This is a genomic window from Micromonospora sp. A3M-1-15 (genome assembly GCF_024213425.1).
GTDB lineage: Bacteria > Actinomycetota > Actinomycetes > Mycobacteriales > Micromonosporaceae > Micromonospora > Micromonospora chersina.
Genome location: NZ_JANAVK010000005.1, coordinates 1 through 19,764 on the forward strand (window position 1 = coordinate 1; position 19,764 = coordinate 19,764).

Below are 19,764 nucleotides of genomic sequence, written 5' to 3' on the forward strand. Positions count from 1 at the left end.
GTCAACTCGCCGGTCGCCGTCGTGGCGGGGCGGGCCGGCGCGGTGGCGGGCCGACCGGTGGGGGTGCCGGGGGGCGCTCCCGCCGGGCGGGCGGCCGCCGCGGCCCGGACCGGGGGGAACCGGGCCGGCCGGCGGGCGCGGGGGCGCCTCGGGCTGTTCCCGGGGCTCGTCGACGCGTTACCGGGCGGCCCGGCGACCGGGTCGGTGGGCCAGGTCCGACCGGTGGGCGGGCGACCGCCGGCCGTCGGGCCACCGCGTCCGCCGCACGGCGCCCGGGCGCGGCTCGACACCGCGCCAGCTCCGGCCCGACCACGCCGGGCCGTCGGGGCCGGCGCGACCGCCGCCTGAAACGCGACGTCCGGGCCGGAGCGGGCACGGGGCCACTCCGACCCGGACGTCGTCCGGGCCACCGCGTCGCGGGCGGCCATGGCCACGGGCGCGCCGGCCGGGAGACGACGCCGCGCCGAAGCGCGGCCGGGAGACGGCGCCGCGCCGAGGCGTGCCGCCGGTCGGGTCAGCGGCCGGCGAGGAACGCCAGGACACGGTCCCAGGTGAGCGCGGCGGCCGGCGCGTCGTGGTCGGGCGTGCCGGGATCGGTGAAGAGGTGCCCGGCGCCCGGGTAACGGTGCACGGTCAGCTCCGCGCCGGCCGCCGTCATCGCCCGCTGCCACTCGTCCACCTCGTCCGACGTCTCGTACTCGTCGGGGTCGGCCAGGTGCAGCCGGACCGGCAGGCCGGGGCGTACCGAGCCGGGGTCGCCGCCGGTGCCGTGCAGCAGGAGCAGCGCCGACGCCTCCGGCCGCTCGGCGAGCAGCGCCCCGGCGACGCCGGCGCCCATCGAGAAGCCGGCCAGCACGGTCTCGGCGGGCAGGTCGGCCGCCGCCGCCCGGGCCCGGTCGAGGACCGCGTCCTGGCCGATCTTCTCGAACAGCGCGAAGCCGGCCTCGACGGTCTCCGCGGCCGGCACCTCGTACAGGTCGGGGGTGGCGACCCGGTGCCCGGCGGCGCGCAGCCGGTCGGCGGCGGCCAGCACGGCGGGCCGCAGCCCGTAGACGGAGTGCAGGAGCAGGATGTGTGCCATCGCCCCATCCTGGTCCGCACCCCGGCCGGCGGACCGGCCGGCGCGCCGGTCAGTCCCGGGCGATGGTGCGGCTGCGGCCGCGGAACTCGGCGACCACCTCGCCGTCCCGCCACACCGTGACGTCGTAGATGCCGCTGCGGCCGTAGCGGACGCGCTCGGTGGCCCGGGCCTCCAGCAGGTCGCCCTCGCGGACCGGGCGGAGGAAGCTGATCTCGCCGCCGGCGGCCACGGTGGCCGGGCCGTGGCTGTTGCAGGCCAGCGCGAACGCGGTGTCGGCGAGCAGGAAGACGAAGCCGCCGTGGCCGATGGCGTGGCCGTTGAGCATGCCGGCGGTGACCCGCATCCGGGCCACCGCCGCGCCGTCGCCGGCCGACACCAGCTCGATGCCGAGCCCCTTGGACGCCACGTCGGCGTCGAACATGTCGTGGGCCGCGGTGCGGCCGTCGTCGCCCGGCACGTCAGCGCCCCTGCCGCTGGTCGACGATCCGGCGCATCTTGCCCATCGAGCGCTCCACCCCGTCCGGCTCGATGACCTGCACCGCCACGCTCACCCCGATGGTGTTCTTGACCTGCTCGACCAGGGCCTTCCCGGCCCGTTCGGCCTCGTCGGCGGCCACCCCGGCCCGCCGCTCCACCTTGACGGTGAGGGTGTCCATCCGGCCCTGCCGGTCCAGCACGCACTGGAAGTGCGGCGAGAGCGCGGGCGTACGCAGGATCAGCTCCTCGATCTGGGTCGGGAAGACGTTGACCCCGCGCACGATCATCATGTCGTCGGTCCGGCCGGTGATCTTCTCGATCCGGCGCATGGTGCGGGCGGTGCCGGGCAGCAGCCGGGTGAGGTCGCGGGTGCGGTAGCGGACCACCGGCATGGCCTCCTTGGTGAGCGAGGTGAGCACCAGCTCGCCCCGCTCGCCGTCGGGCAGCACCTCGCCGGTCACCGGGTCGATGATCTCCGGGTAGAAGTGGTCCTCCCAGAGGTGCAGGCCGTCCTTCGTCTCCACGCACTCGACGGCCACCCCGGGGCCCATCACCTCGGAGAGGCCGTAGATGTCGACGGCGTGCATGTCGAGGCGCTGCTCCATCTCCCGGCGCATGTCCTCGGTCCACGGCTCGGCGCCGAAGATGCCCACCTGGAGCGAGGTGGACCTCGGGTCGACGCCCTGGCGCTCCATCTCGTCGACGATGGCCAGCATGTAGCTGGGGGTGACCATGATGACCTCGGGCGCGAAGTCGCGGATCAGCATGACCTGCCGCTCGGTCATGCCACCGGAGACCGGGATGACCGTGCAGCCCAGCTCCTCGGCGCCGTAGTGCGCGCCGAGCCCGCCGGTGAAGAGCCCGTAGCCGTACGCCACGTGCACCCGGTCGCCGGGGCGGCCGCCGGAGGCCCGGATGGAGCGGGCCATGAGCTTCGCCCAGGTGTCCAGGTCCGCACGGGTGTAGCCGACCACGGTGGGGCGGCCCGTGGTGCCCGACGAGGCGTGCAGCCGGGCGATGCGCTCGCGGGGCACGGCGAACATGCCGAACGGGTAGTTCTCCCGCAGCTCGGCCTTGCCGGTGAACGGGAAGCGGGCCAGGTCGGCCAGGTCGCGCAGGTCGTCGGGGTGCACGCCGGCCGCCGCGAAGGCGCGCCGGTAGTGCGGCACGTTGTCGTACGCGTGCCGCAGCGACCAGCGCAACCGGTCCAGTTGCAGCGCCCGCAGCTCGTCGACGCCGGCCCGCTCGACGGGTTCCAGCTCGTCCGGACGAGGGGTGCGGTCCTGCACGGTGGCCTCCTGCGCGACGGGTCCGCCGACGCCGCGTCGCGCCGGGCGGGTGCCGATCACCGTACGCCCGTACGGCCCGTCCTGCCAGGTCAGCCCGGTCGGCATCGCCGCTCGCCGATGCGGCGGCCGGGTCGGGTCCCCCTCACGCACCCGGTCGGCCGACGCGCTCCGGCTGGAACCGCGGGACAGCGGATCAGTGGGCGGCGGGGAGCCGGTGCAGCGCGTCGACCAGCGGGGCCAGTTCGGGGGTGCGCTCGGCCTCGGCGAGCGCGTCGGCGAGCACCCGGTCGTGGGTGGGGCGGGCCCGGCCGAGCAGCTCCGAGCCGGCCGGGGTCAGCTCGGTGTAGATGCCGCGCCGGTCGTCCGCGCAGAGGACGCGGGTGAGCAGGCCGCGCTCCTCCAGCCGGGTGACCAGGCGGGTGGTGGCGCTGCCGGAGAGCGCCGCAGCCCGGGCGAGCTGCCGCATCCGCATGTGCCAGCCGTGCTGCCGGGAGAGCGCGTCGAGCACCGTGTACTCGACGACGGAGAGGTCGTGCTCGGCCTGGAGCGCGCGTTCCAGGGCGGTCTCGATCAGGCCGTGCAGCGCGGCGAGCGTACGCCAGCCCTGCGCGCGGATCTCGACTGCGTCGTCGGCGATCCCCATGGCGCCTCCTCCGGTGTGACCTGGCCGTCGCCCAGGTTACCACCCTTGCGCCGATATAAAGCGCGTGCAACCATCTCGTTGTCGGCGCGTGTAGTTGCACGCGCTTGTTGTTTTCGGACACATGGATTGGGTACGTCATGGCACACCGCACCTCGGCCCTCCCCGGCGGCCTGATCGCCCTCGCGATCGGGGCGTTCGGCATCGGGCTGACCGAGTTCGTGATCATGGGGCTGCTTCCCCAGGTAGCCGCCGACTTCGCGGTCAGCGAGTCGGTCGCCGGCTGGTTGATCTCCGGCTACGCCCTCAGCGTCGCCGTGGGCGGGGTGGCGCTCACCGCCGCCGTCACCCGGCTGCGCCGCAAGCCGGTGCTGCTCGGGCTCATGGTGCTCTTCATCGCCGGCAACCTGCTCTCCGCCCTGGCCGGCGACTACGGGACCATGCTGGCCGGCCGGATCGTCGCGGCGCTCTGCCACGGCGCGTTCTTCGGCATCGGCGCGGTGGTGGCGGCCGGTCTGGTTCCGCCGGCCCGCCGGGCCGGCGCGATCGCCCTGATGTTCACCGGCCTGACCGCCGCCAACGTCCTCGGCGTGCCGTTCGGCACCTTCCTCGGCCAGCACCTCGGCTGGCGCGCCACGTTCTGGGCGATCACCGGCATCGGGCTGGTCGCGCTCGTCGGCCTCGCCCTCCTGGTGCCCGGACGCGGCCCGGCCACCGACGCCGCCCCCACCGGCGGGCTGCGCGGCGAGCTGCGGGCGTTCACCCACACCCAGGTCTGGTTCTCGCTGGTGGTCACCGTGCTCGGGTTCGGCGGGATGTTCGGCGCGTTCACCTACATCGCGTACACGCTGACCGAGGTGAGCGGCTTCGCCGCCGGCACCGTGCCCTGGCTGCTGGTGCTCTTCGGCGTCGGGCTCTTCGCCGGCAACCTGGCCGGCGGCCGGGCCGCCGACGTGTCGCTGTCCCGGACCCTGGTCACCGTCCTCGCGGTGCTCACCCTGGTGCTGGTCGCTTTCGCGCTGACCGCCGCGAGCCCGGCGCTGACCGTGTGCTCGCTGGTGCTGATGGGCGCGTTCGGCTTCGCCACCGTGCCGCCGCTGCAGATGCGGATCATGAAGTACGCCCGCCGGGCGCCGACGCTGGCCTCCGGAGCGAACATCGCCGCGTTCAACGTCGGCAACGCGCTCGGCGCCTGGCTCGGCGGGCTGACCATCGACGCCGGCCTCGGCTTCACCGCCCCGATCTGGGCCGGCGCCGGGCTCACCCTGCTCGGCCTCGCGGTGCTGCTGGTGGCCGAGCGGCGCGCCCGGCGGACCCCGGCGGACCCGGGGGCCGCCCGCGAGCTGGCCGACGTCGCGGCCTGACGGTGTGACGGCGGCCGGCGAGGCGGGCGGCGTTATGCTCGGCGCGGCGGTGGGGCCCGCCGTCCCGGAACGCGCCGGGAGAACCGCGACACGCTCGCCAACGGTCCCTGCCAGTGATGCCCGTCCTGGTGGGAGGCACCGTGACCGGACCGTCCGAGTTCCGCGTCGACCCCGACGTCGACCTGCACGTCCCCGCCGACCGGCGGGAGCTGGCCGCGCACCCGGCGGCCGTGCTCGGCGTCATCGCGGCCGGCGGGGTGCTCGGCGCGCTGGCCCGGGCCGGGCTCCAGGCCGCGTTCCCGCACCCGCCGACCGGTTTCCCGTGGGCCACCTTCGGCGTCAACCTGAGCGGCTGCCTGCTGATCGGCGCGCTCATGGCGGTGCTCACGGCCCGCCCGCAGGGCCCGCTGGTCCGGCCGTTCCTCGGCGTCGGCGTGCTCGGCGGCTTCACCACTTTCTCCACCTACGCGGTGGACGCCCAGCGGGCGATCGCCGCCGGGGCGCCCGGCACGGCGCTGGCGTACCTGGCGGCGACCCTGGCCGGGGCGCTGCTGGCGGTGTGGACCGGGGACGCGGTGGCCGGCCGGCTGCTGGACCGGGCCGGGGTGGGGGCGGCCCGGTGACCGTCCTGCTGATCGCGCTCGGGGCGGCGCTCGGCGCGCCGCTGCGCTACCTGACCGACCGGGCCGTGCAGGCCCGCCACGACTCCCCCTTCCCCTGGGGCACCCTGACCGTCAACGTCGCCGGGTCGCTGCTGCTCGGCGCGGTGGCCGCGGCGCCCGCCCCGCCCGCGGTGACCGCCCTGGTGGGCACCGGCTTCTGCGGCGCGCTGACCACCTGGTCCACGCTCAGCTACGAGACGCTGCGGCTGCACCGCGCGGGCGCCCGCGGGTACGCCCTGGCCAACGCGCTGGGCAGCCTCGCCGCCGGCCTCGGCGCGGCCACCGTCGGCTACGCACTGGCCCGCGCCGTCACCGGCTGATCCTCCCGACCGCCGCGTTCACCCCCGCACGGGGACGGCCGCGGGCGCCGGCTCGGCCGCCACGGGCGCGGGATCGGCGGCGAGCGCCACCACCGGTCCGACCACGAACACCGCCGGTGGCCGGACCTCGTCGCGTTCCGCGAGTGCGCCGACCTCGTCCAGCCGGCACCGGGCCGTCCACTGGTCGGGGTGGCCGGCGTCCCGGACCACGAGCACCGGCGTCTCGGCCGCCCGGCCGTGGGCGAGCAGCTCGGCGGCGATCCGCCCGACCGTGTCCACCGCCATGAGCAGCACCAGCGTGCCCCGGGCCCGGGCCAGGGCGGCCCAGTCGACCAGGGAGTCCGGGTGCCCGGGCGGCAGGTGCCCGGAGACCACGGTGACCTCGTGCGCCACGCCGCGGTGGGTCACCGGCACGCCGGCCAGGGCGGGTGCGGCCACCGCGCTGCTCACCCCGGGCACCAGCACCGTCTCCACCCCGGCCGCCGCGCAGGCGAGGACCTCCTCGTGGCCGCGACCGAAGACGTACGGGTCGCCGCCCTTGAGCCGGACCACCCGTCTGCCGGCGCGGGCGTGCGCCACGAGCGTGTCGTTGATGGTGTCCTGGGCCATCGACGGGCCCCGGGGCACCTTGGCCGCGTCCACCACGAGCACGCCGGGGCGGAGGCTCCGCAGCAGTCCGGCCGGGGCGAGCCGGTCGGCCACCACCACGTCGGCGGCGTCGAGCAGCGCCCTTCCGCGTACCGTGATCAGGTCGTCCGGGCCGGGCCCACCGCCCACCACGGCGACCTGGCCGGGGCGCAACGCCGGCTCGTGGTGGTGGTCGGCGTGGTGGTGATGGTGGTCGTGGCCGTGGGCCGGGTCGTCGGGGTGGTGGTGCGGGGTCTGCGGCCGCCCCACCTTGTCGGCGAACCCGGGCAGCGCCACCCGGTACGCGCAGGTGTCGCAGTTCATCCGGATGTCCCCGCGCAGCGCCTCGGCGTGCCGTTCGAGAACCAGGTCCGCGAGGGCGTCGCAGTCGCCGATCACCTCGGCGACCCGCACGTCCAGGTCGGTACGGTCGGCGGCGAACTCCCGGCTCTGCGCCACGATCCGGTCGGGCAGCACCCCGGCGAAGAGGAAGTACGGGGCGACCACGATCCGCCGGGCGCCGAGCCGGCGCAGCCGCTCCAGCACGGCCGGCACGGACGGCTCCGCGAGGGAGACGAAGCCGGGTTCCACGCCGGCGTAGCCGCGGCCCTCCCAGAGCAGCCGGGCCACCTTTGTCACCTCGGCGTTGGCGTCCGGGTCGGTGGAGCCGCGCCCGATCAGGGCGACCCAGGTGCCGGCCCGGCCGGCGCCGTCCAGGGCGGTGTCGATGCGCTCCGCCAGCACCTCCTGGAGCAGCGGGTGCGGCCCGAGGGGCCGGCCGTAGGCGTACCGCAGGCCGGGGTGGCGCCGCTTCTCCCGGGCGAGGGCGGCCGGGATGTCACCCTTGCCGTGCCCGGCGGCGGCCAGCACCAGCGGCAGCGCCACCAGGCGGCGGTGGCCCCGCCCGGCCAGGGCGCCGACCGCGTCGGTCAGCGGCGGGCGGGACAGTTCGATGAAGCCGCCCTCGACGTCGGCGACGGCCTCCCGGCGGCGGATCCGCTCGACGAGCGCGGCGAACTGGCCGACGCCGGCGGCGCTGCGGGTGCCGTGCCCGACGATCAGCAGGGGGGTACGGTCCTTCACTTGTCCTCCAGGTACAGCAGGGCGTTGAGGGCGGCGGCGGCCACCGCGGAGCCGCCCTTCTCCCCCACGTTGGACACGGCGGGCAGGCCGCTGGCCCGCAGCGCCGCCTTGGACTCGGCCGCGCCGACGAAGCCGACCGGCAGCCCGACCACCAGCGCCGGGGCCGCGTCGAGGCCGATCAGCTCGACCAGCGCGGTGGGGGCGCAGCCGACCACCCAGACCGCGCCCGGGCCGACCCGGTCGTACGCGATCCGCACCGCGGCGGCCGAGCGGGTGATGCCGGCGGCGCGGCCCAGGTCGGCGGCGGCCGGCTCGGCGACCGGGCAGACGATCTCCCGCCCGGCCCGGGTGATGCCGGCGGCGACCATCCACACGTCGGTGACGACCGGCGCGCCGGCCCGCAGCGCGGCCAGTCCGGCGGCCAGGGCGTCCTCGTCGCAGACCAGGTCGGTGACGTAGTCGAGGTCGGCGCTGGCGTGGACCACCCGCTCGGTGACCGCCCGGGTCAGCGGCGGCAGGTGGGACAGGTCGACCCGGTCGCGCAGGATGCGGTAGGACTCCGCCTCGATGGGGTGCACCGCCCGGGTCATGAGCCGATCTCCGTTCGCGACCGCGGGGCTCGCAGACCCGGCGCACTCCTCGCGCTCACGATTCCGCCCGGCCGTAGCGGCGGTCGTGGCCGCGCAGCCGCCAGAGCAGCACGGCGCCGCCCCAGGCGAGCGCGAAGAGGCCCACCACGGCGTAGCCGAGCTGCTCGAAGTGGTCGGCGATCGAGGCGTACCCGGCCAGGGCCGTGACGCCGAGGTGGTCGGCGAGCAGCCCGGCCAGGTAGACGCTGGCGACCAGGCCGCCCACCAGCACGGTCATGGTGGTGGTGGCCAGGTTGTACCAGAGCCGCCGGGCCGGCTGCCGGTACGCCCACGAGTAGGCGCGGCTCATCAGCAGGCTGTCCGCGGTGTCCATGGCGGACATCCCGGCGGCGAAGAGCAGCGGCAGGGTGAGCAGGGCCAGCACCGGCAGCCCGCCGGCGGCGGCGGTGCTCGCCGAGAGCGCCAGCAGGGTCACCTCGCTGGCCGTCTCCAGGCCCAGCCCGAACAGGAAGCCGACCGGGGCCATGTGCCAGGAGGAGCGGACCAGGGTGCGGGCCCGGGCCCCGAGGATCCGGTGCATGAGGCCCCGGTTGAGCAGCAGGAGGTCCAGCTCGGTCTCGTCCAGCGCGCCGGCGCGCAGCCGCCGCCAGAGCCGGGCCAGTCCGGCCAGCACCGCCGCGTTGAGGGCCGCCACCAGCAGCAGGAAGCCGGTGGCCGTGACGATCGCGAAGGTGGCGCCGACCTCGCGGACACCGGCCATCCGGGCGCCGGTCAGCCGGGTGGAGGCGAGCCCCACCACCAGGGCGAGCAGCAGCACCACGGCGCTGTGCCCGAGGGCGAAGAAGAAGCCGACGCCGACCGGTCGCCGGCCCCGCAGCAGCATGAGCCGGGTCGTGTCGTCGATGGCGGCGATGTGGTCGGCGTCGAAGGCGTGCCGCACCCCCAGCACGTACGCCAGGGTGCCGGCGCCGGCCAGCCCGCCGGCCGCCACCGGCTGGTGGTTCCAGTACAGGTACAGGGTGACGCCGGCGACGTGCAACGCGGCGACCGCGCAGACGATGCCGCCGAGGCGGGCCCGCTCGGCGCGGCTCCAGCGGCCGACGGGCGGGGCGGCGGTCGGGGTCGAGGTCATCGCTTCCCTCCGGGTTCGGGGTCGACGCGGATGGCGTCCACGGGGCAGATCTCCAGGCATTCGAGGCAGCCGGTGCAGCGGTCGGTGACCCGCAGGCCGGCGGGGGTGGGGCGGATGGCGTGCGCCGGGCAGGTGAGCAGGCAGGCGCCGCAGCCCTGGCAGGGGCCGATGGTCACGACCGCCACCGGTACCCCCGGGGCGTGACCATCCGGCCGGCGACCACCCGGGTCTGCGAGCTGCCGACCACCACGACGCTGTACATGTCGACAAGCGCCGGGTCGAGGGTGGCCAGGGTGGCCAGGTGCACCCGCTCGCCGGGGCGGCTGGCGTTGCGCACCACGCCGACCGGGGTGTCCGGAGGGCGGTGCGCCGCGAAGGTCTCCAGGGCGGCGCCGAGCTGCCAGTCCCGGGTCCGGCTGCGCGGGTTGTAGAGCAGCGCCACCAGGTCGCCCTCCGCCGCCGCGGCGATCCGGCACGCGATCACCTCCCACGGGGTGTGCAGGTCGGACAGGCTCAGGTAGACGTGGTCGTGCCCGAGCGGCGCGCCGAGCAGCGCGGACGCGGCGAGGCCGGCCGTCACCCCGGGCACACCGACCACGTCGATCCGGTCGTCGGCGTACTCCAGGGCGGGGCTGGCCATCGCGTACACCCCGGCGTCACCGGAACCGACCAGGGCGACGGCGTGGCCGGCGGTGGCCTCGGCGACGGCGGCCCGGGCCCGCGCCTCCTCCGCGCCGAGCCCGCTGGCCAGCACCCGGGTGCCGGGGCGGAGCAGGTCGCGGACCTGGTCGAGGTACTGGTCCAGGCCCACCACCACGGCGGCCCGGCGCAGCTCGGCCACCGCGCGCGGGGTACGCAGGTCGGCCGCGCCGGGGCCGAGGCCGACCAGCGCGAGCCGGCCGCGCGGGGCCCGCCGGGCCACCGCCACGGTGGCCATGGCCGAGGCGGTCTTCGGCACCAGCAGCGCGCCGCCGCGGCGCAGCGCCGCGGCCTCCGCGACGCTCGGCGTGCCGACCGCGGCGCGGACCACCTCGCTGGGGTGCGGCACGTCGACCGCCGCCAGGTCCGCCGCCGGCCAGGTCTCCAGCGGTACGCCGTACGCGTCGGCGGTCGCCCGGATGCCCGCCTCGTCGGCCTTCAGGTCCACGCTGGCCAGGCAGCGCAGGCTGGCCGGGCTGAGGCCGGCGTCGGCGAGCGCCCGGCGCAGCAGGCCGGTCACCTCGGCGGCGGGCACGCCCCGGCTGGAGCCGATCCCGGCGACCAGGGACGGCGGGCGGAGCACCACGGTCCGCCCGTCGAGCGGCACGACCCGGTCGGTGACCAGGATCCGCCAGCCCTCCGCGCTCCCGCCCGTCCCGGCGGTGGCCGCTCCCCCGGCCGGCGTCGAGGTCGCCGGTCCGCCGGTGGACGCCGGGGTGGCGTCCGGGATGGTGGCCGGCGGGGGTGCGATCTCGACGCGGACGTGCGCCGGCAGGGCGGGCAGCGGCCAGGTGGCGTCGGCGACCAGCCGGACCGGCTCGCCGTCGAGGATCGCCCGGGACACGGCGGCCACCGCGCCCTCCACGGGCCAGCCGAGGGTGTCCAGACCGGGCAGGCCGACCGCGTCGGTGGCGGTGGTGACCACCGGCCGGGCGTCGAGCAGCGCGCCGACCTCGGCGGCGAGGGCGTTGGCGCCGCCGGCGTGCCCGCCGAGCAGCGCCACCGCGTGGCGGGCCGCCTCGTCGACCACCACCACGGCCGGGTCGGTCCGCTTGTCGGCGAGCAGCGGGGCGAGGATCCGGACCACCGCGCCGGTGGCCAGGAAGGCGACCACCGCGTCGTACTCCCGCCAGGCCGCCCGCAGCGCGTCGGCGACGCTCTCCGCCTCCACGAGCCGGGCGTGCGGCCAGGCCGCCGCGAGGCGGTGCGCGTGTCCGCGGCCGGCGGCGGTCGCCGCCACGAGTCCGACATGGCGGGGCCCCTTCCTGCCGCCTGCGGTGGCGAGGGGGTCCCCGGTCGACGGGTCCGAGGGTGTGGTCACGACTTCCTCCGGGTGGGCGGTCACGGGAGTTCCCCGGTGAGCAGGACGACCGGGTTGGTGGCGGCCAGGCGCAGGGAGCCGCCGGGCAGGTCGGCGAGGCGGGCGGCGGCGAGCTGGCAGCCGTCGACCGCGTAGCCGGCGGCGCGCAGCAGGTGCACGGCCGGCGCGACGCGGTCGAGGGCGGCCAGGGTGACCACCACCCGGGGCGGGCGGCGGTCGGCCACCGCGGCGAGCACGTCCGGGCCGCCCCCGCCGACGAAGACCGCGTCCGGGTCGGGCAGCCCGCCCAGGGCGCCCGGGGCCGCCCCGGTCACCACCCGGACGTCGACGCCGTGCCGGGCGGCGTTGGCCCGGATCGGCGCGTCCGGGTCGCGTTCGACGGCGAGCACCGCGGCGCCGAGCAGCGCGCACTCGATGCCGACCGAGCCGCTGCCGGCGCCGACGTCCCAGACCAGCCGGCCCAGACGGGGCCGCAACCGGGCCACCGCAAGGGCCCGCACCTCGGCCTTGGTGATCATCGAGTCCCGGTGGGCGTAGTCGGACTCGGGCAGCGCCCAACCCCCGGCGGGCGCGGCGGCGGGCTGATCGTCCGCGCGCATCGTGTCGGAGCCAGCGGTGGGCGGCCTGGCGGCGGCCGGGCGGTCGCCGGCGCGGGTTCCGTCGGCGCCGGCCGCCGGCGGCCCGGGAAGCCCGCGCGCCGCGCCCTCGGCCGGTTTCCGGGCCGTCGAGACGGTGCTCGAAGAACGGGGCGCGAGGTCGACGCGGCCTGGGACGGTTTCCGGGGCGAGGCTGAGCATCACGTGCGGATCGGCCCAGGTCCGTGCGGCGGCCTCGGCGGGGGTGGTCCAGGTGACCCGTTCGTCCGGGGTGCCGAGGTGCTCGGCGACGACCAGGCGGCGGTCCCAGCCGGCCAGGCCGGCGGCCAGTTCGGCCGCGCCCGCGCCGGGGGCGGTGAGCACCGCGACGGCGGGCAGCGCCCGGCAGGCGTTGAGCGCGGGGCGCGGGTCCCGGCCGTGCGCGGTGACCACGGCCGCGCCGTCCCAGGACAGCCCGGCGCGGGCGAACGCGGCGGCGACGCTGGAGACGGCGGGCAGCACCCGCACCGGCAGGCCGGCCGCCCGGAGCCGGCGGACGATGCCGAAGAAGCCGGGGTCGCCACTGGCCAACACCACCGCGGGGGTGCCGGCGGCGACGGCGGCGGCGAGCCGGTCCAGGGCGGGGGCGAGCGGGCCGAGCACGACCGTGGCGCAGCCCGGGGGCACCGGCACGGCGGCCAGGTGCCGGGCCGCGCCGACGACCAGCCCGGCGCCGGCCAGGGCCTCCGCGAGCGCGGGGTGCGCCGGCCGGCCGGCCGCGTCGATCCCCGCCACGAGCACGGTGGGGGTCACGCGGCCCACCGCCGCGATGGGGCGACCAGCCCGGGCGCGGTCACGCGGCCCACCGCCCGGAGGAGGCGACCACCCGGGCGCCCGCGAAGTCCACCATGGCCACGTCGACGGTGACCGCGTGGCCCGCGAAGCGGCGCAGCACCTGCCGGACCCGCCGGCAGAGCAGGTCCCCGGCGGGGCCGAGCAGGCCGGCGGCCGCCCACAGCTCGTACGCGTGCCGGCCGGTGTTGGCCGCCGCCACCGCGGCCACCAGGTCCGGGTCGCCGCCGGCCTCGGCGGTGACCGCGCCGAGCAGCGACAGGTCCACCTTGGACCGGGTGTAGTGGGTCATGAGGATGCCGGCGGCCAGCTTGGCCAGTTTGCCCGCCATGCCGACGAAGACGACCCCGGTCATCCCGTCGCCGACGGCGGCGGTGACCGCCGCGCCGGTGAAGTCGCCGACCTCGACGAAGCACACCTCGGGCAGCTCCGGCAGGAGAGCCCGGGCGGCCCGCTCGGTACGCCCACCGGTGCACAGCACCACGGTCCGCTCGCCCTGGGCGGCCATCACGTGCACGGCCTGCACCACGCTGGCCCGCCACGAGGCGGTGGAGAACGGCCGGACGATCCCGGTGGTGCCGAGGATGGAGATGCCGCCGAGGATGCCGAGGCGCCGGTTGGTGGTCTTGCGGGCCATGATCTCGCCGCGGGGCACGCTGATCACCACGCGTACCCCGGTCTCGCCGAGGTCGACCACCTCGGCGACGGCCTGGCCGATCATGCGGCGCGGGGTCTCGTTGATGGCCGGGCCGCCCACCGCCAGGCCGAGCCCCGGCCGGGTGACCGTGCCGACGCCCGGCCCGCCGTCGAGGCGCAGCCCCGGCTCGTCCCGCCAGGTGACGGTGGCGGTCAGCTCGGCGCCGTGGGTGACGTCCGGGTCGTCACCGGCGTCCTTGACCACCACGGCCTCGGCCCGCCGGGCCGGTTCCAGGTTGCAGCGGGCCACCGCGAAGCTGACCCGCCGGCCGGCGGGCAGGCCGATCTCCACCTGGCGCTGCGGCTCGCCCGTGACCAGCGCGGTCAGCGCCGCCTTGGTGGCCGCCGTGGCGCACGCGCCGGTGGTCCAGCCGGTGCGCAGCGCGGTGGGCCGGACCTTCGCCGTACGCGGCAGGTCCGGCTCCCGCAGCGGCGGCTCGGCGTACGTCACCGGCCGTCCCCGCCCGGATCGGCGCCGGGCCGGTCGACGTCGGGCCGATCGGTGCGGGCGCGGCGTAGCGCGACGCGGGCGGCCGGCTCGGCCCGGCGGTGGGTGTGGAAGTGGCCGGGGTGGTAGAGGTGCGAGCGGGTGCCGGTGGCGGCGAGCGCCGGTCCGACGAGGAACAGCGTGTGCTTCCAGAGCTTGTGCGCCTTGACCGTGGCCTCCAGCTCGCCCAGCGCGCACCGGACCACCAGCTCGTCCGGCCAGGTCGCCTGGTAGGCGACCACCACCGGGGTCTCCGGCGGGTAGCCGCCAGCCAGCAGCTCCGCCTGCGCCTGCCCGGAGCGGGCGGCGGAGAGGAACAGCGCCATGGTGGTGCCGTGCCGGGCGAACTCGCGGACCCGCTCGCCGGGCGGCATCGGCGTCTTCCCGCCTTCGAGGCGGGTGAGGATCACCGACTGGGCGACCTCGGGGATGGTCAGCTCCCGGCCGACCAGCGCGGCGACCGCGGTGAACGAGGACACCCCGGGCACCACCTCCACGGCCAGGCCGAGGGCGCGGCACAGATCGAGCTGCTCCTGCACGGCGCCCCACAGGGCCGGGTCGCCGGAGTGGATCCGGGCCACGGTGAGCCCGTCGGCGGCGGCCCGCTCGTAGAGCGGCCGGATCCCCTCGATGGGCAGCCGGGAGGAGTCGACGATCTCGGCGTCGGGGCGGGCGTGGGCGAGCACGTCGGCGTGCACCAGGCTCGCGGCCCAGATCACCACGTCGGCCTCGGCGATGACCCGGGCGGCGCGCAGGGTGAGCAGGTCGGCGGCGCCGGGTCCGGCCCCGACGAACCAGACCTTGCCGGTGGTGGTCACAGTTTTCCTCCCCGGCCGTCCCGGCGGGCCGGGACCAGCAGCGTCGACAGGTAGGGCAGGTCGCTGGCGGTGGCGTCCACCGGCCCGATCCGCTCGCCGGGCAGGCCCAGCGCCCGGCCCAGCACGGCGTCGGCGAGCCGGCCCTGCCGGCGCAGCTCGTCGACCAGGTCGGGGTGGCGGCGCCAGCCCTTGTAGACGACGACGGTGCCGGGGCCGGCGAGCGCGTCGGCGACCGGCGTGAGCCCGGCGGTGGCGGGCAGCAGGGTGAGCGGTTCGCGGCCCTCGCAGAGCGGCACACCGGCGCGGGAGGCCAGCTCCTGCATGGCGGTGATGCCGGGCACCGTGCGCACCTCGACTCCGGTCCGCCGGGCCCGGACGCCGTCGGCCAGGTAGCCGAAGGTGGAGTAGACGTTGGGGTCGCCGATGGTGGCGAAGGCGACCGATCGCGCGCCCGCGTCGACGGCGGCCACCACGGCCGCCGCCGCGGCGTCCCAGGCGCGCTCCCGGCGGGCGGTCACCCCGCCCCGGTCGTCCAGGGCGAACGGCAGCCGGCGCAACCGGTCCGCGGACACGTGCGCCCGCACGGTGGTCTCGGCCCGGCCGGGGGGCGCGGCGTGCCGGTCCAGCACGGGTACGAACACCAGGTCGGCCTCGCCCAGCAGCCGCACGGCCTTGAGCGTCAGCAGTTCGGGGTCGCCGGGTCCGACCCCGACCCCGGTCAGCACGGCACCAGGTGGGTTCACCGGCTCGCCGCCTCGACGAGCCGGCGGGCCGCGGCCGGGTGCCCGGCCCAGTGGGTGTGCAGGTAGGACGCGTGCACCCGGCCGGCCACGAAGCCGTGCGCGGCGCCGTCCCAACGCCAGGCGGGGCGGTCGCCGTGCCCGGGGTCGGTGACGGTGCGGTGGAACTCGTGCCCGCGTACCGGGTCGCCGGTCCGGTGTGCCGGGGAGTCGGCGGCGGCCACGGCGTCGCGGTAGCCGAGGGTGAGCCGGCCGGTCATCCGCGCGGTGTGGTCGAGCCGCCCGCACATCGGCACACCGTCGAGGGCGCGGCCGAGGTAGAGCAGCCCGGCGCACTCGGCGACCACCGGGCCGTCGAAGCCGGCCAGCTCGGCGCGCAGCGCGGTGTTGCCGGCCAGGGCGTCGGCGTGCAGCTCGGGGAAGCCGCCGCCGATCACCACGGCCCGGGTGCCGGGCGGCAGGGCCTCGTCGCGGAGCGGGTCGAGGGTCACCACCCGGGCGCCGGCCGCGGTGAGCAGCTCGGCGGTCTCCGCGTACGAGAAGGTGAACGCCGCCCCGCCGGCGACCGCGACGACCGGGCGGGCGGTGCCGGCGGGACCGCCGACGGCGGCAACCGGATCCCAGGCGGTCGCGGTCAGCGGCGGCGCGGTGCGGGCCAGCGCCAGCACGGCGTCGAGGTCCACCGTGGACTCCACCAGGTCGGCGAGCGCGGCCACCACGGCGACCGACTCGGGCGCGCGTTCGGCGACCGGCACCAGCCCGAGGTGGCGGGACGGGGCGGCCACCTCGGCGGCCCGCGTCACCGCGCCGAGCACAGGCACCTCCACCTCGGCGAGCGCGTCGCGCAGCAGGGTCTCGTGCCGGGGCGAGCCGACCCGGTTGAGGATCACCCCGCCGATGCCTACCGCCGGGTCGAAGGCGCGCATGCCGAGCACCACCGCGGCGGCGGAGCGGCCCTGCGCCGTGGTGTCGAGGACCAGCAGCACGGGCGCCTCGACGAGCCGGGCGACGTGCGCCGTGGAGGCGTACCCACCGCGCCCGACCGCGCCGTCGTGCAGCCCCATCACCCCCTCCACGACGGCCACGTCGGCCGGGGTGGGCACGGTCGCGCCGTGCCGCAGCAGCGGGGCGATCCGCTCCGGCCCGACCAGCCAGGGGTCGAGGTTGCGGCCGGGGCGGCCGGCGGCGAGCGCGTGGTAGCCGGGGTCGATGTAGTCGGGGCCGACCTTGTGCGGGCTGACCGTCAGGCCGCGGCGGCGCAGCGCGGCGAGCAGCCCGGTGGCCACGGTGGTCTTGCCGTGCCCGCTGGCCGGGGCGGCGACGACCAGCCGGGGCAGGGCCCAGGGCGTCACCATTCGATGCCCTTCTGGCCCTTCTGGCCGGCGTCCATCGGGTGCTTCACCTTGGTCAGCTCGGCGACCAGGTCGGCGGCCTCGACCAGCCGCGGGTCGGCGTCCCGGCCGGTGATCACCACGTGCTGGAAGCCGGGCCGGTCGCGCAGCACGGCGACCACCTCGCCGGCGTCGATCCAGCCCCACTTCATCGGGTACGTGAACTCGTCGAGCACGTAGAGCCCGTAGCGCTCGGCGGCCAGGTCGCGCTGGATCTGCCGCCACCCCTCCCGGGCGTCCTCGGCGTGGTCGGTGTCGCCGCCGCGCTGGATCCAGGACCAGCCCTCGCCCATCTTGTGCCAGCTCACCGGGGCGCCCTGTCCGGTGCGCTCGTGCACCTCGCCGAGGGCCCGGAAGGCGTTCTCCTCCCCCACCCGCCACTTGGCGCTCTTGACGAACTGGAACACGCCGATCGGCAGGCCGGCGGTCCAGGCGCGCAGCGCCAGCCCGAACGCGGCCGTCGACTTCCCCTTCATCTGTCCGGTGTGCACAATCACCAGCGGCCGGTGCCGCCGCTGCCGGGTGGTCAACCCGTCCGCGGGCACATGGCTCGGCTTCCCCTGCGGCATCAGGCAACGCTCCTCGTGGTGAGGCCGACGAGCGGGTCAGTGGCCACGTCGGCGAGGTGGTGGTGCGGGGCGTGCAGGTGGGCGGCGAGGCGGCGGGCCAGGTGCAGGCGGACCGGGCCGGACTCGCAGTCGACGACGACGCAGGGCGCGCCGGTGGCGGCGAGCACCGCGGCGGCGCGGGCGGCCCGGTCGAGCGGGCGCGGGCCGGCCGTGGCCCGGCCGTCGGTGACCACCAGCACGAGGGGGCGACGCTTCGGGTCGCGCAACCTCTCCACGCGGAGCAGGTCGGCCGCCGCCAGCAGCCCCTCGGCGAGCGGCGTACGCCCGCCGGTGGGCAGGTCGGCCAGCCGGGTCGAGGCGGCCAGCACGGACGAGGTGGCCGGGAGGAGGGTCTGCGCACCCGTGCCCCGGAAGGCGACCACGGCCACCTTGTCCCGCCGCTGGTACGCGTCGGTGAGCAGGGCCAGCACCGCGCCCTTCACGGCGGACATCCGCTCCCGGGCGCCCATCGACCCGCTGGCGTCCACCACGAACAGGACGAGGTTGCCCTCGCGCCCCTCGCGGACCGCCTCGCGCACGTCGGACGGGCGCAGCCGCAGCGGCCCGCCGCCCCGACCCCGCGCGGCCTGGTGCGGGGCGGCGGCCCGGACGGTGGCCGGCAGGTGCAGCGCCCCGGCGCGGCCGGCGGGCACGCGGGCGCCCGTGGTGCGGCCCCGCCCGGTCCGGGCCCGGGAGCGCCGGCCGGGCACGCCCTCGCCGACCCCGGGAGCGGTGAACAGCCGGGCCCGCAGCCCCCGGTCGGCAACGGCAACGGTCGCGGGCCGTCCCTCGGCGCTCCCCGGATCCCCTGGCCGGCCGCCGGCGCGGGACCGCCCGTCGCCGGACCGGCTGTCGCCGGGCCGGTCGCTGTCGGACCGGTCGTCGCCCCTCCCGTCGCCGGTGCGGCCGTTGGCCGGCCAGCGACCGTCCCGGCCGGTCCCGCGCCCGTCGTCCGGCGAACCGGGACGCCCGGTGTCGCCGGACGACCCGGACCGGTCGCGGCCGCCGGCGCCGCCCTTCCCGCGGGCCGGCCGGCCGGGACCGTCGGCCTCCGCCCCGCCCGAGCCCTCGGGACCGTCGTCCGCCCCCGACCCGCCGAAACCCCCGCCGGGCCCGCCGCCGGCACCACCGTCCGGGCCGGGCCCGCCGCCGGGTCCACCGTCCGGGCCGGGACTGCCGTCGGGCCCGCCGTCCGGGTCGTCGTCGGGGTGCTGCTCGCGGGCCCGGCGCAGTGCCTCGTCCAGGCGCTGCTCGTCCAGCCCTGGGGTGTCGAACGGGTCCCGGCGGCGGCGGTGCGGCAGGGCCAGCCGCGCCGCGACCCGGACGTCGTCGGCGGTCACCCGGTCCCGGCCCTGCCAGGCGGCGTGGGCCACGGCCGTGCGGGCGGTCACGATGTCGGCGCGCATGCCGTCCACGTCGAACGCGGCGCACACCTCGGCGATCTGCCGGAGCGCCGCGTCGGGCAGCGCCACCCGGGGCAGCCGGCGCCGGGCCGCGGCCACCCGGCGGGCCACCTCGGCGTCCGCCTCGGACCAGCCGGCGGCGAAGCCGGCCGGGTCGGCGTCGGCGGCGAGCCGGCGGCGGACCACCTCGGCGCGTACGGCCGGGTCGCGGCTGGCGGCCACCTCGACGGTGAGCCCGAACCGGTCGAGCAGCTGCGGGCGCAGCTCCCCCTCCTCCGGGTTCATGGTGCCGACCAGCAGGAACCGGGCAGCGTGGCTGACCGAGACGCCCTCCCGCTCGACGTGGCAGCGGCCCATCGCGGCGGCGTCCAGCAGCAGGTCGACCAGGTGGTCGTGGAGGAGGTTGACCTCGTCGACGTAGAGCACCCCGCGGTGGGCGGCGGCGAGCAGGCCGGGCTCGTAGGCGCGTACCCCCTCGGCGAGGGCCTTCTCCAGGTCGAGCGAGCCGACCACCCGGTCCTCGGCGGCGCCGACCGGCAGCTCGACCAGGCGGGCCGGGCGGCGCTCGGCCGCCGACCCGGCCGGGTGCGGCCCGTCCGGGCAACCCGGGTCGGGCGCGGCCGGATCGCAGGCGAAACGACAGGCCGCGACCCGGTCGACCGGGGGCAGCAGCCCGGCGAGGGCGCGGACGGCGGTGGACTTGGCGGTGCCCTTCTCGCCCCGGACCAGCACCCCGCCGACGGCCGGGCTGACCGCGTTGAGCAGCAGGGCCAGCCGCATCTCGTCCATCCCGAAGACCGCGCTGAACGGATAGCTCGTCATTGCGTCTCCTTCGTTCGCGACTGCGGGGCTCGCAAAACCGGCTCACTCCTCGCGCTCACTGCGCTTCCTTCGTTCGCGACTGCGGGG

Annotated in this window: 17 protein-coding genes and 3 pseudogenes; 4 read left to right on the forward strand and 16 right to left on the reverse strand. The window is 77.6% G+C overall.

Going from position 1 to position 19,764, the window contains the following annotated elements; genetic code table 11:
- Window positions 1-348 (forward strand): annotated as a pseudogene (locus NLX85_RS24185) (hypothetical protein); the annotation flags it as partial.
- Between the two features lie 166 nt (window positions 349-514).
- On the opposite strand, the gene NLX85_RS24190 reads toward NLX85_RS24185, so the two are convergent.
- The 4 genes from NLX85_RS24190 to NLX85_RS24205 all read right to left on the reverse strand — a co-directional run bounded on the left by NLX85_RS24190 (window position 515) and on the right by NLX85_RS24205 (window position 3,490).
- A complete protein-coding gene (locus tag NLX85_RS24190; protein WP_254338831.1) occupies window positions 515-1,081 on the reverse strand; it encodes a dienelactone hydrolase family protein in 567 nt (188 codons plus the stop codon).
- 49 nt (window positions 1,082-1,130) lie between these two features.
- A complete protein-coding gene (gene paaI / locus NLX85_RS24195) occupies window positions 1,131-1,502 on the reverse strand; it encodes a hydroxyphenylacetyl-CoA thioesterase PaaI (RefSeq protein WP_254339429.1) in 372 nt (123 codons plus the stop codon).
- Between the two features lie 37 nt (window positions 1,503-1,539).
- Entirely contained in the window at window positions 1,540-2,847 is a 1,308-nt protein-coding gene (gene paaK, locus NLX85_RS24200) for a phenylacetate--CoA ligase PaaK (RefSeq protein WP_308210828.1), read from the reverse strand.
- 193 nt (window positions 2,848-3,040) lie between these two features.
- Complete coding sequence (locus tag NLX85_RS24205) at window positions 3,041-3,490, reverse strand: MarR family winged helix-turn-helix transcriptional regulator (protein ID WP_254338835.1); 450 nt, start codon at window positions 3,488-3,490, stop codon at window positions 3,041-3,043.
- 137 nt (window positions 3,491-3,627) lie between these two features.
- Between NLX85_RS24205 and NLX85_RS24210 the strand changes: the two genes are divergently transcribed.
- The 3 genes from NLX85_RS24210 (at window position 3,628) to crcB (ending at window position 5,833) form a co-directional block, all read left to right on the forward strand.
- Entirely contained in the window at window positions 3,628-4,851 is a 1,224-nt protein-coding gene (locus NLX85_RS24210) for an MFS transporter (RefSeq protein ID WP_254338837.1), read from the forward strand.
- 128 nt (window positions 4,852-4,979) lie between these two features.
- Entirely contained in the window at window positions 4,980-5,474 is a 495-nt protein-coding gene (locus NLX85_RS24215) for a CrcB family protein (RefSeq protein ID WP_254339430.1), read from the forward strand.
- Window positions 5,471-5,833 (forward strand): fluoride efflux transporter CrcB, encoded by a 363-nt coding sequence (gene crcB / locus NLX85_RS24220; protein ID WP_254338839.1) that lies wholly within the window; start codon window positions 5,471-5,473, stop codon window positions 5,831-5,833. Before NLX85_RS24215 ends, crcB begins: the two co-directional genes overlap by 4 nt.
- Before the next feature lie 18 nt (window positions 5,834-5,851).
- Here the strand turns inward: crcB and cobA are convergent, their stop codons facing one another.
- The 12 genes and pseudogenes from cobA to NLX85_RS24280 all read right to left on the reverse strand — a co-directional run bounded on the left by cobA (window position 5,852) and on the right by NLX85_RS24280 (window position 19,736).
- Window positions 5,852-7,543: a uroporphyrinogen-III C-methyltransferase gene (gene cobA / locus NLX85_RS24225; RefSeq protein WP_254338840.1), complete on the reverse strand. Its 1,692-nt coding sequence runs from the start codon at window positions 7,541-7,543 to the stop codon at window positions 5,852-5,854.
- Window positions 7,540-8,133 carry a precorrin-8X methylmutase gene (locus tag NLX85_RS24230; protein WP_254338842.1) on the reverse strand — a complete coding sequence of 198 codons (594 nt, stop codon included), beginning with the start codon at window positions 8,131-8,133 and terminating at the stop codon, window positions 7,540-7,542. The genes cobA and NLX85_RS24230 overlap by 4 nt, the downstream gene beginning before the upstream one ends.
- 55 nt (window positions 8,134-8,188) lie before the next feature.
- Window positions 8,189-9,265 (reverse strand): HoxN/HupN/NixA family nickel/cobalt transporter, encoded by a 1,077-nt coding sequence (locus tag NLX85_RS24235; protein WP_254338844.1) that lies wholly within the window; start codon window positions 9,263-9,265, stop codon window positions 8,189-8,191.
- A gap of 26 nt (window positions 9,266-9,291) precedes the next feature.
- Window positions 9,292-9,450 (reverse strand): annotated as a pseudogene (locus tag NLX85_RS24240) (4Fe-4S binding protein); the annotation flags it as partial.
- Window positions 9,438-11,204, reverse strand: a complete 1,767-nt coding sequence (gene cobJ / locus NLX85_RS24245) for a precorrin-3B C(17)-methyltransferase (protein ID WP_254339431.1) — start codon at window positions 11,202-11,204, stop codon at window positions 9,438-9,440. The pseudogene NLX85_RS24240 and the gene cobJ, both read right to left, overlap by 13 nt.
- A gap of 101 nt (window positions 11,205-11,305) precedes the next feature.
- Complete coding sequence (cbiE, locus tag NLX85_RS24250) at window positions 11,306-12,691, reverse strand: precorrin-6y C5,15-methyltransferase (decarboxylating) subunit CbiE (RefSeq protein WP_374628438.1); 1,386 nt, start codon at window positions 12,689-12,691, stop codon at window positions 11,306-11,308.
- A 22-nt stretch (window positions 12,692-12,713) separates the two neighbouring features.
- Window positions 12,714-13,859, reverse strand: a complete 1,146-nt coding sequence (locus tag NLX85_RS24255) for a cobalt-precorrin-5B (C(1))-methyltransferase (protein WP_254338846.1) — start codon at window positions 13,857-13,859, stop codon at window positions 12,714-12,716.
- Window positions 13,856-14,713, reverse strand: coding sequence for a precorrin-4 C(11)-methyltransferase (gene cobM / locus NLX85_RS24260; protein ID WP_254338848.1), 858 nt, complete (start codon window positions 14,711-14,713; stop codon window positions 13,856-13,858). Before cobM ends, NLX85_RS24255 begins: the two co-directional genes overlap by 4 nt.
- Complete coding sequence (gene cobI, locus NLX85_RS24265; protein ID WP_254338850.1) at window positions 14,710-15,456, reverse strand: precorrin-2 C(20)-methyltransferase; 747 nt, start codon at window positions 15,454-15,456, stop codon at window positions 14,710-14,712. The genes cobM and cobI overlap by 4 nt, the downstream gene beginning before the upstream one ends.
- Complete coding sequence (locus NLX85_RS24270) at window positions 15,453-16,808, reverse strand: cobyrinate a,c-diamide synthase (RefSeq protein WP_254338852.1); 1,356 nt, start codon at window positions 16,806-16,808, stop codon at window positions 15,453-15,455. Before NLX85_RS24270 ends, cobI begins: the two co-directional genes overlap by 4 nt.
- Complete coding sequence (gene cobO, locus NLX85_RS24275) at window positions 16,802-17,413, reverse strand: cob(I)yrinic acid a,c-diamide adenosyltransferase (RefSeq protein ID WP_254338854.1); 612 nt, start codon at window positions 17,411-17,413, stop codon at window positions 16,802-16,804. Before cobO ends, NLX85_RS24270 begins: the two co-directional genes overlap by 7 nt.
- A pseudogene (locus NLX85_RS24280) lies at window positions 17,413-19,736 on the reverse strand (VWA domain-containing protein). The gene cobO and the pseudogene NLX85_RS24280 overlap by 1 nt, the downstream one beginning before the upstream one ends.
- Window positions 19,737-19,764: the final 28 nt, after the last annotated feature.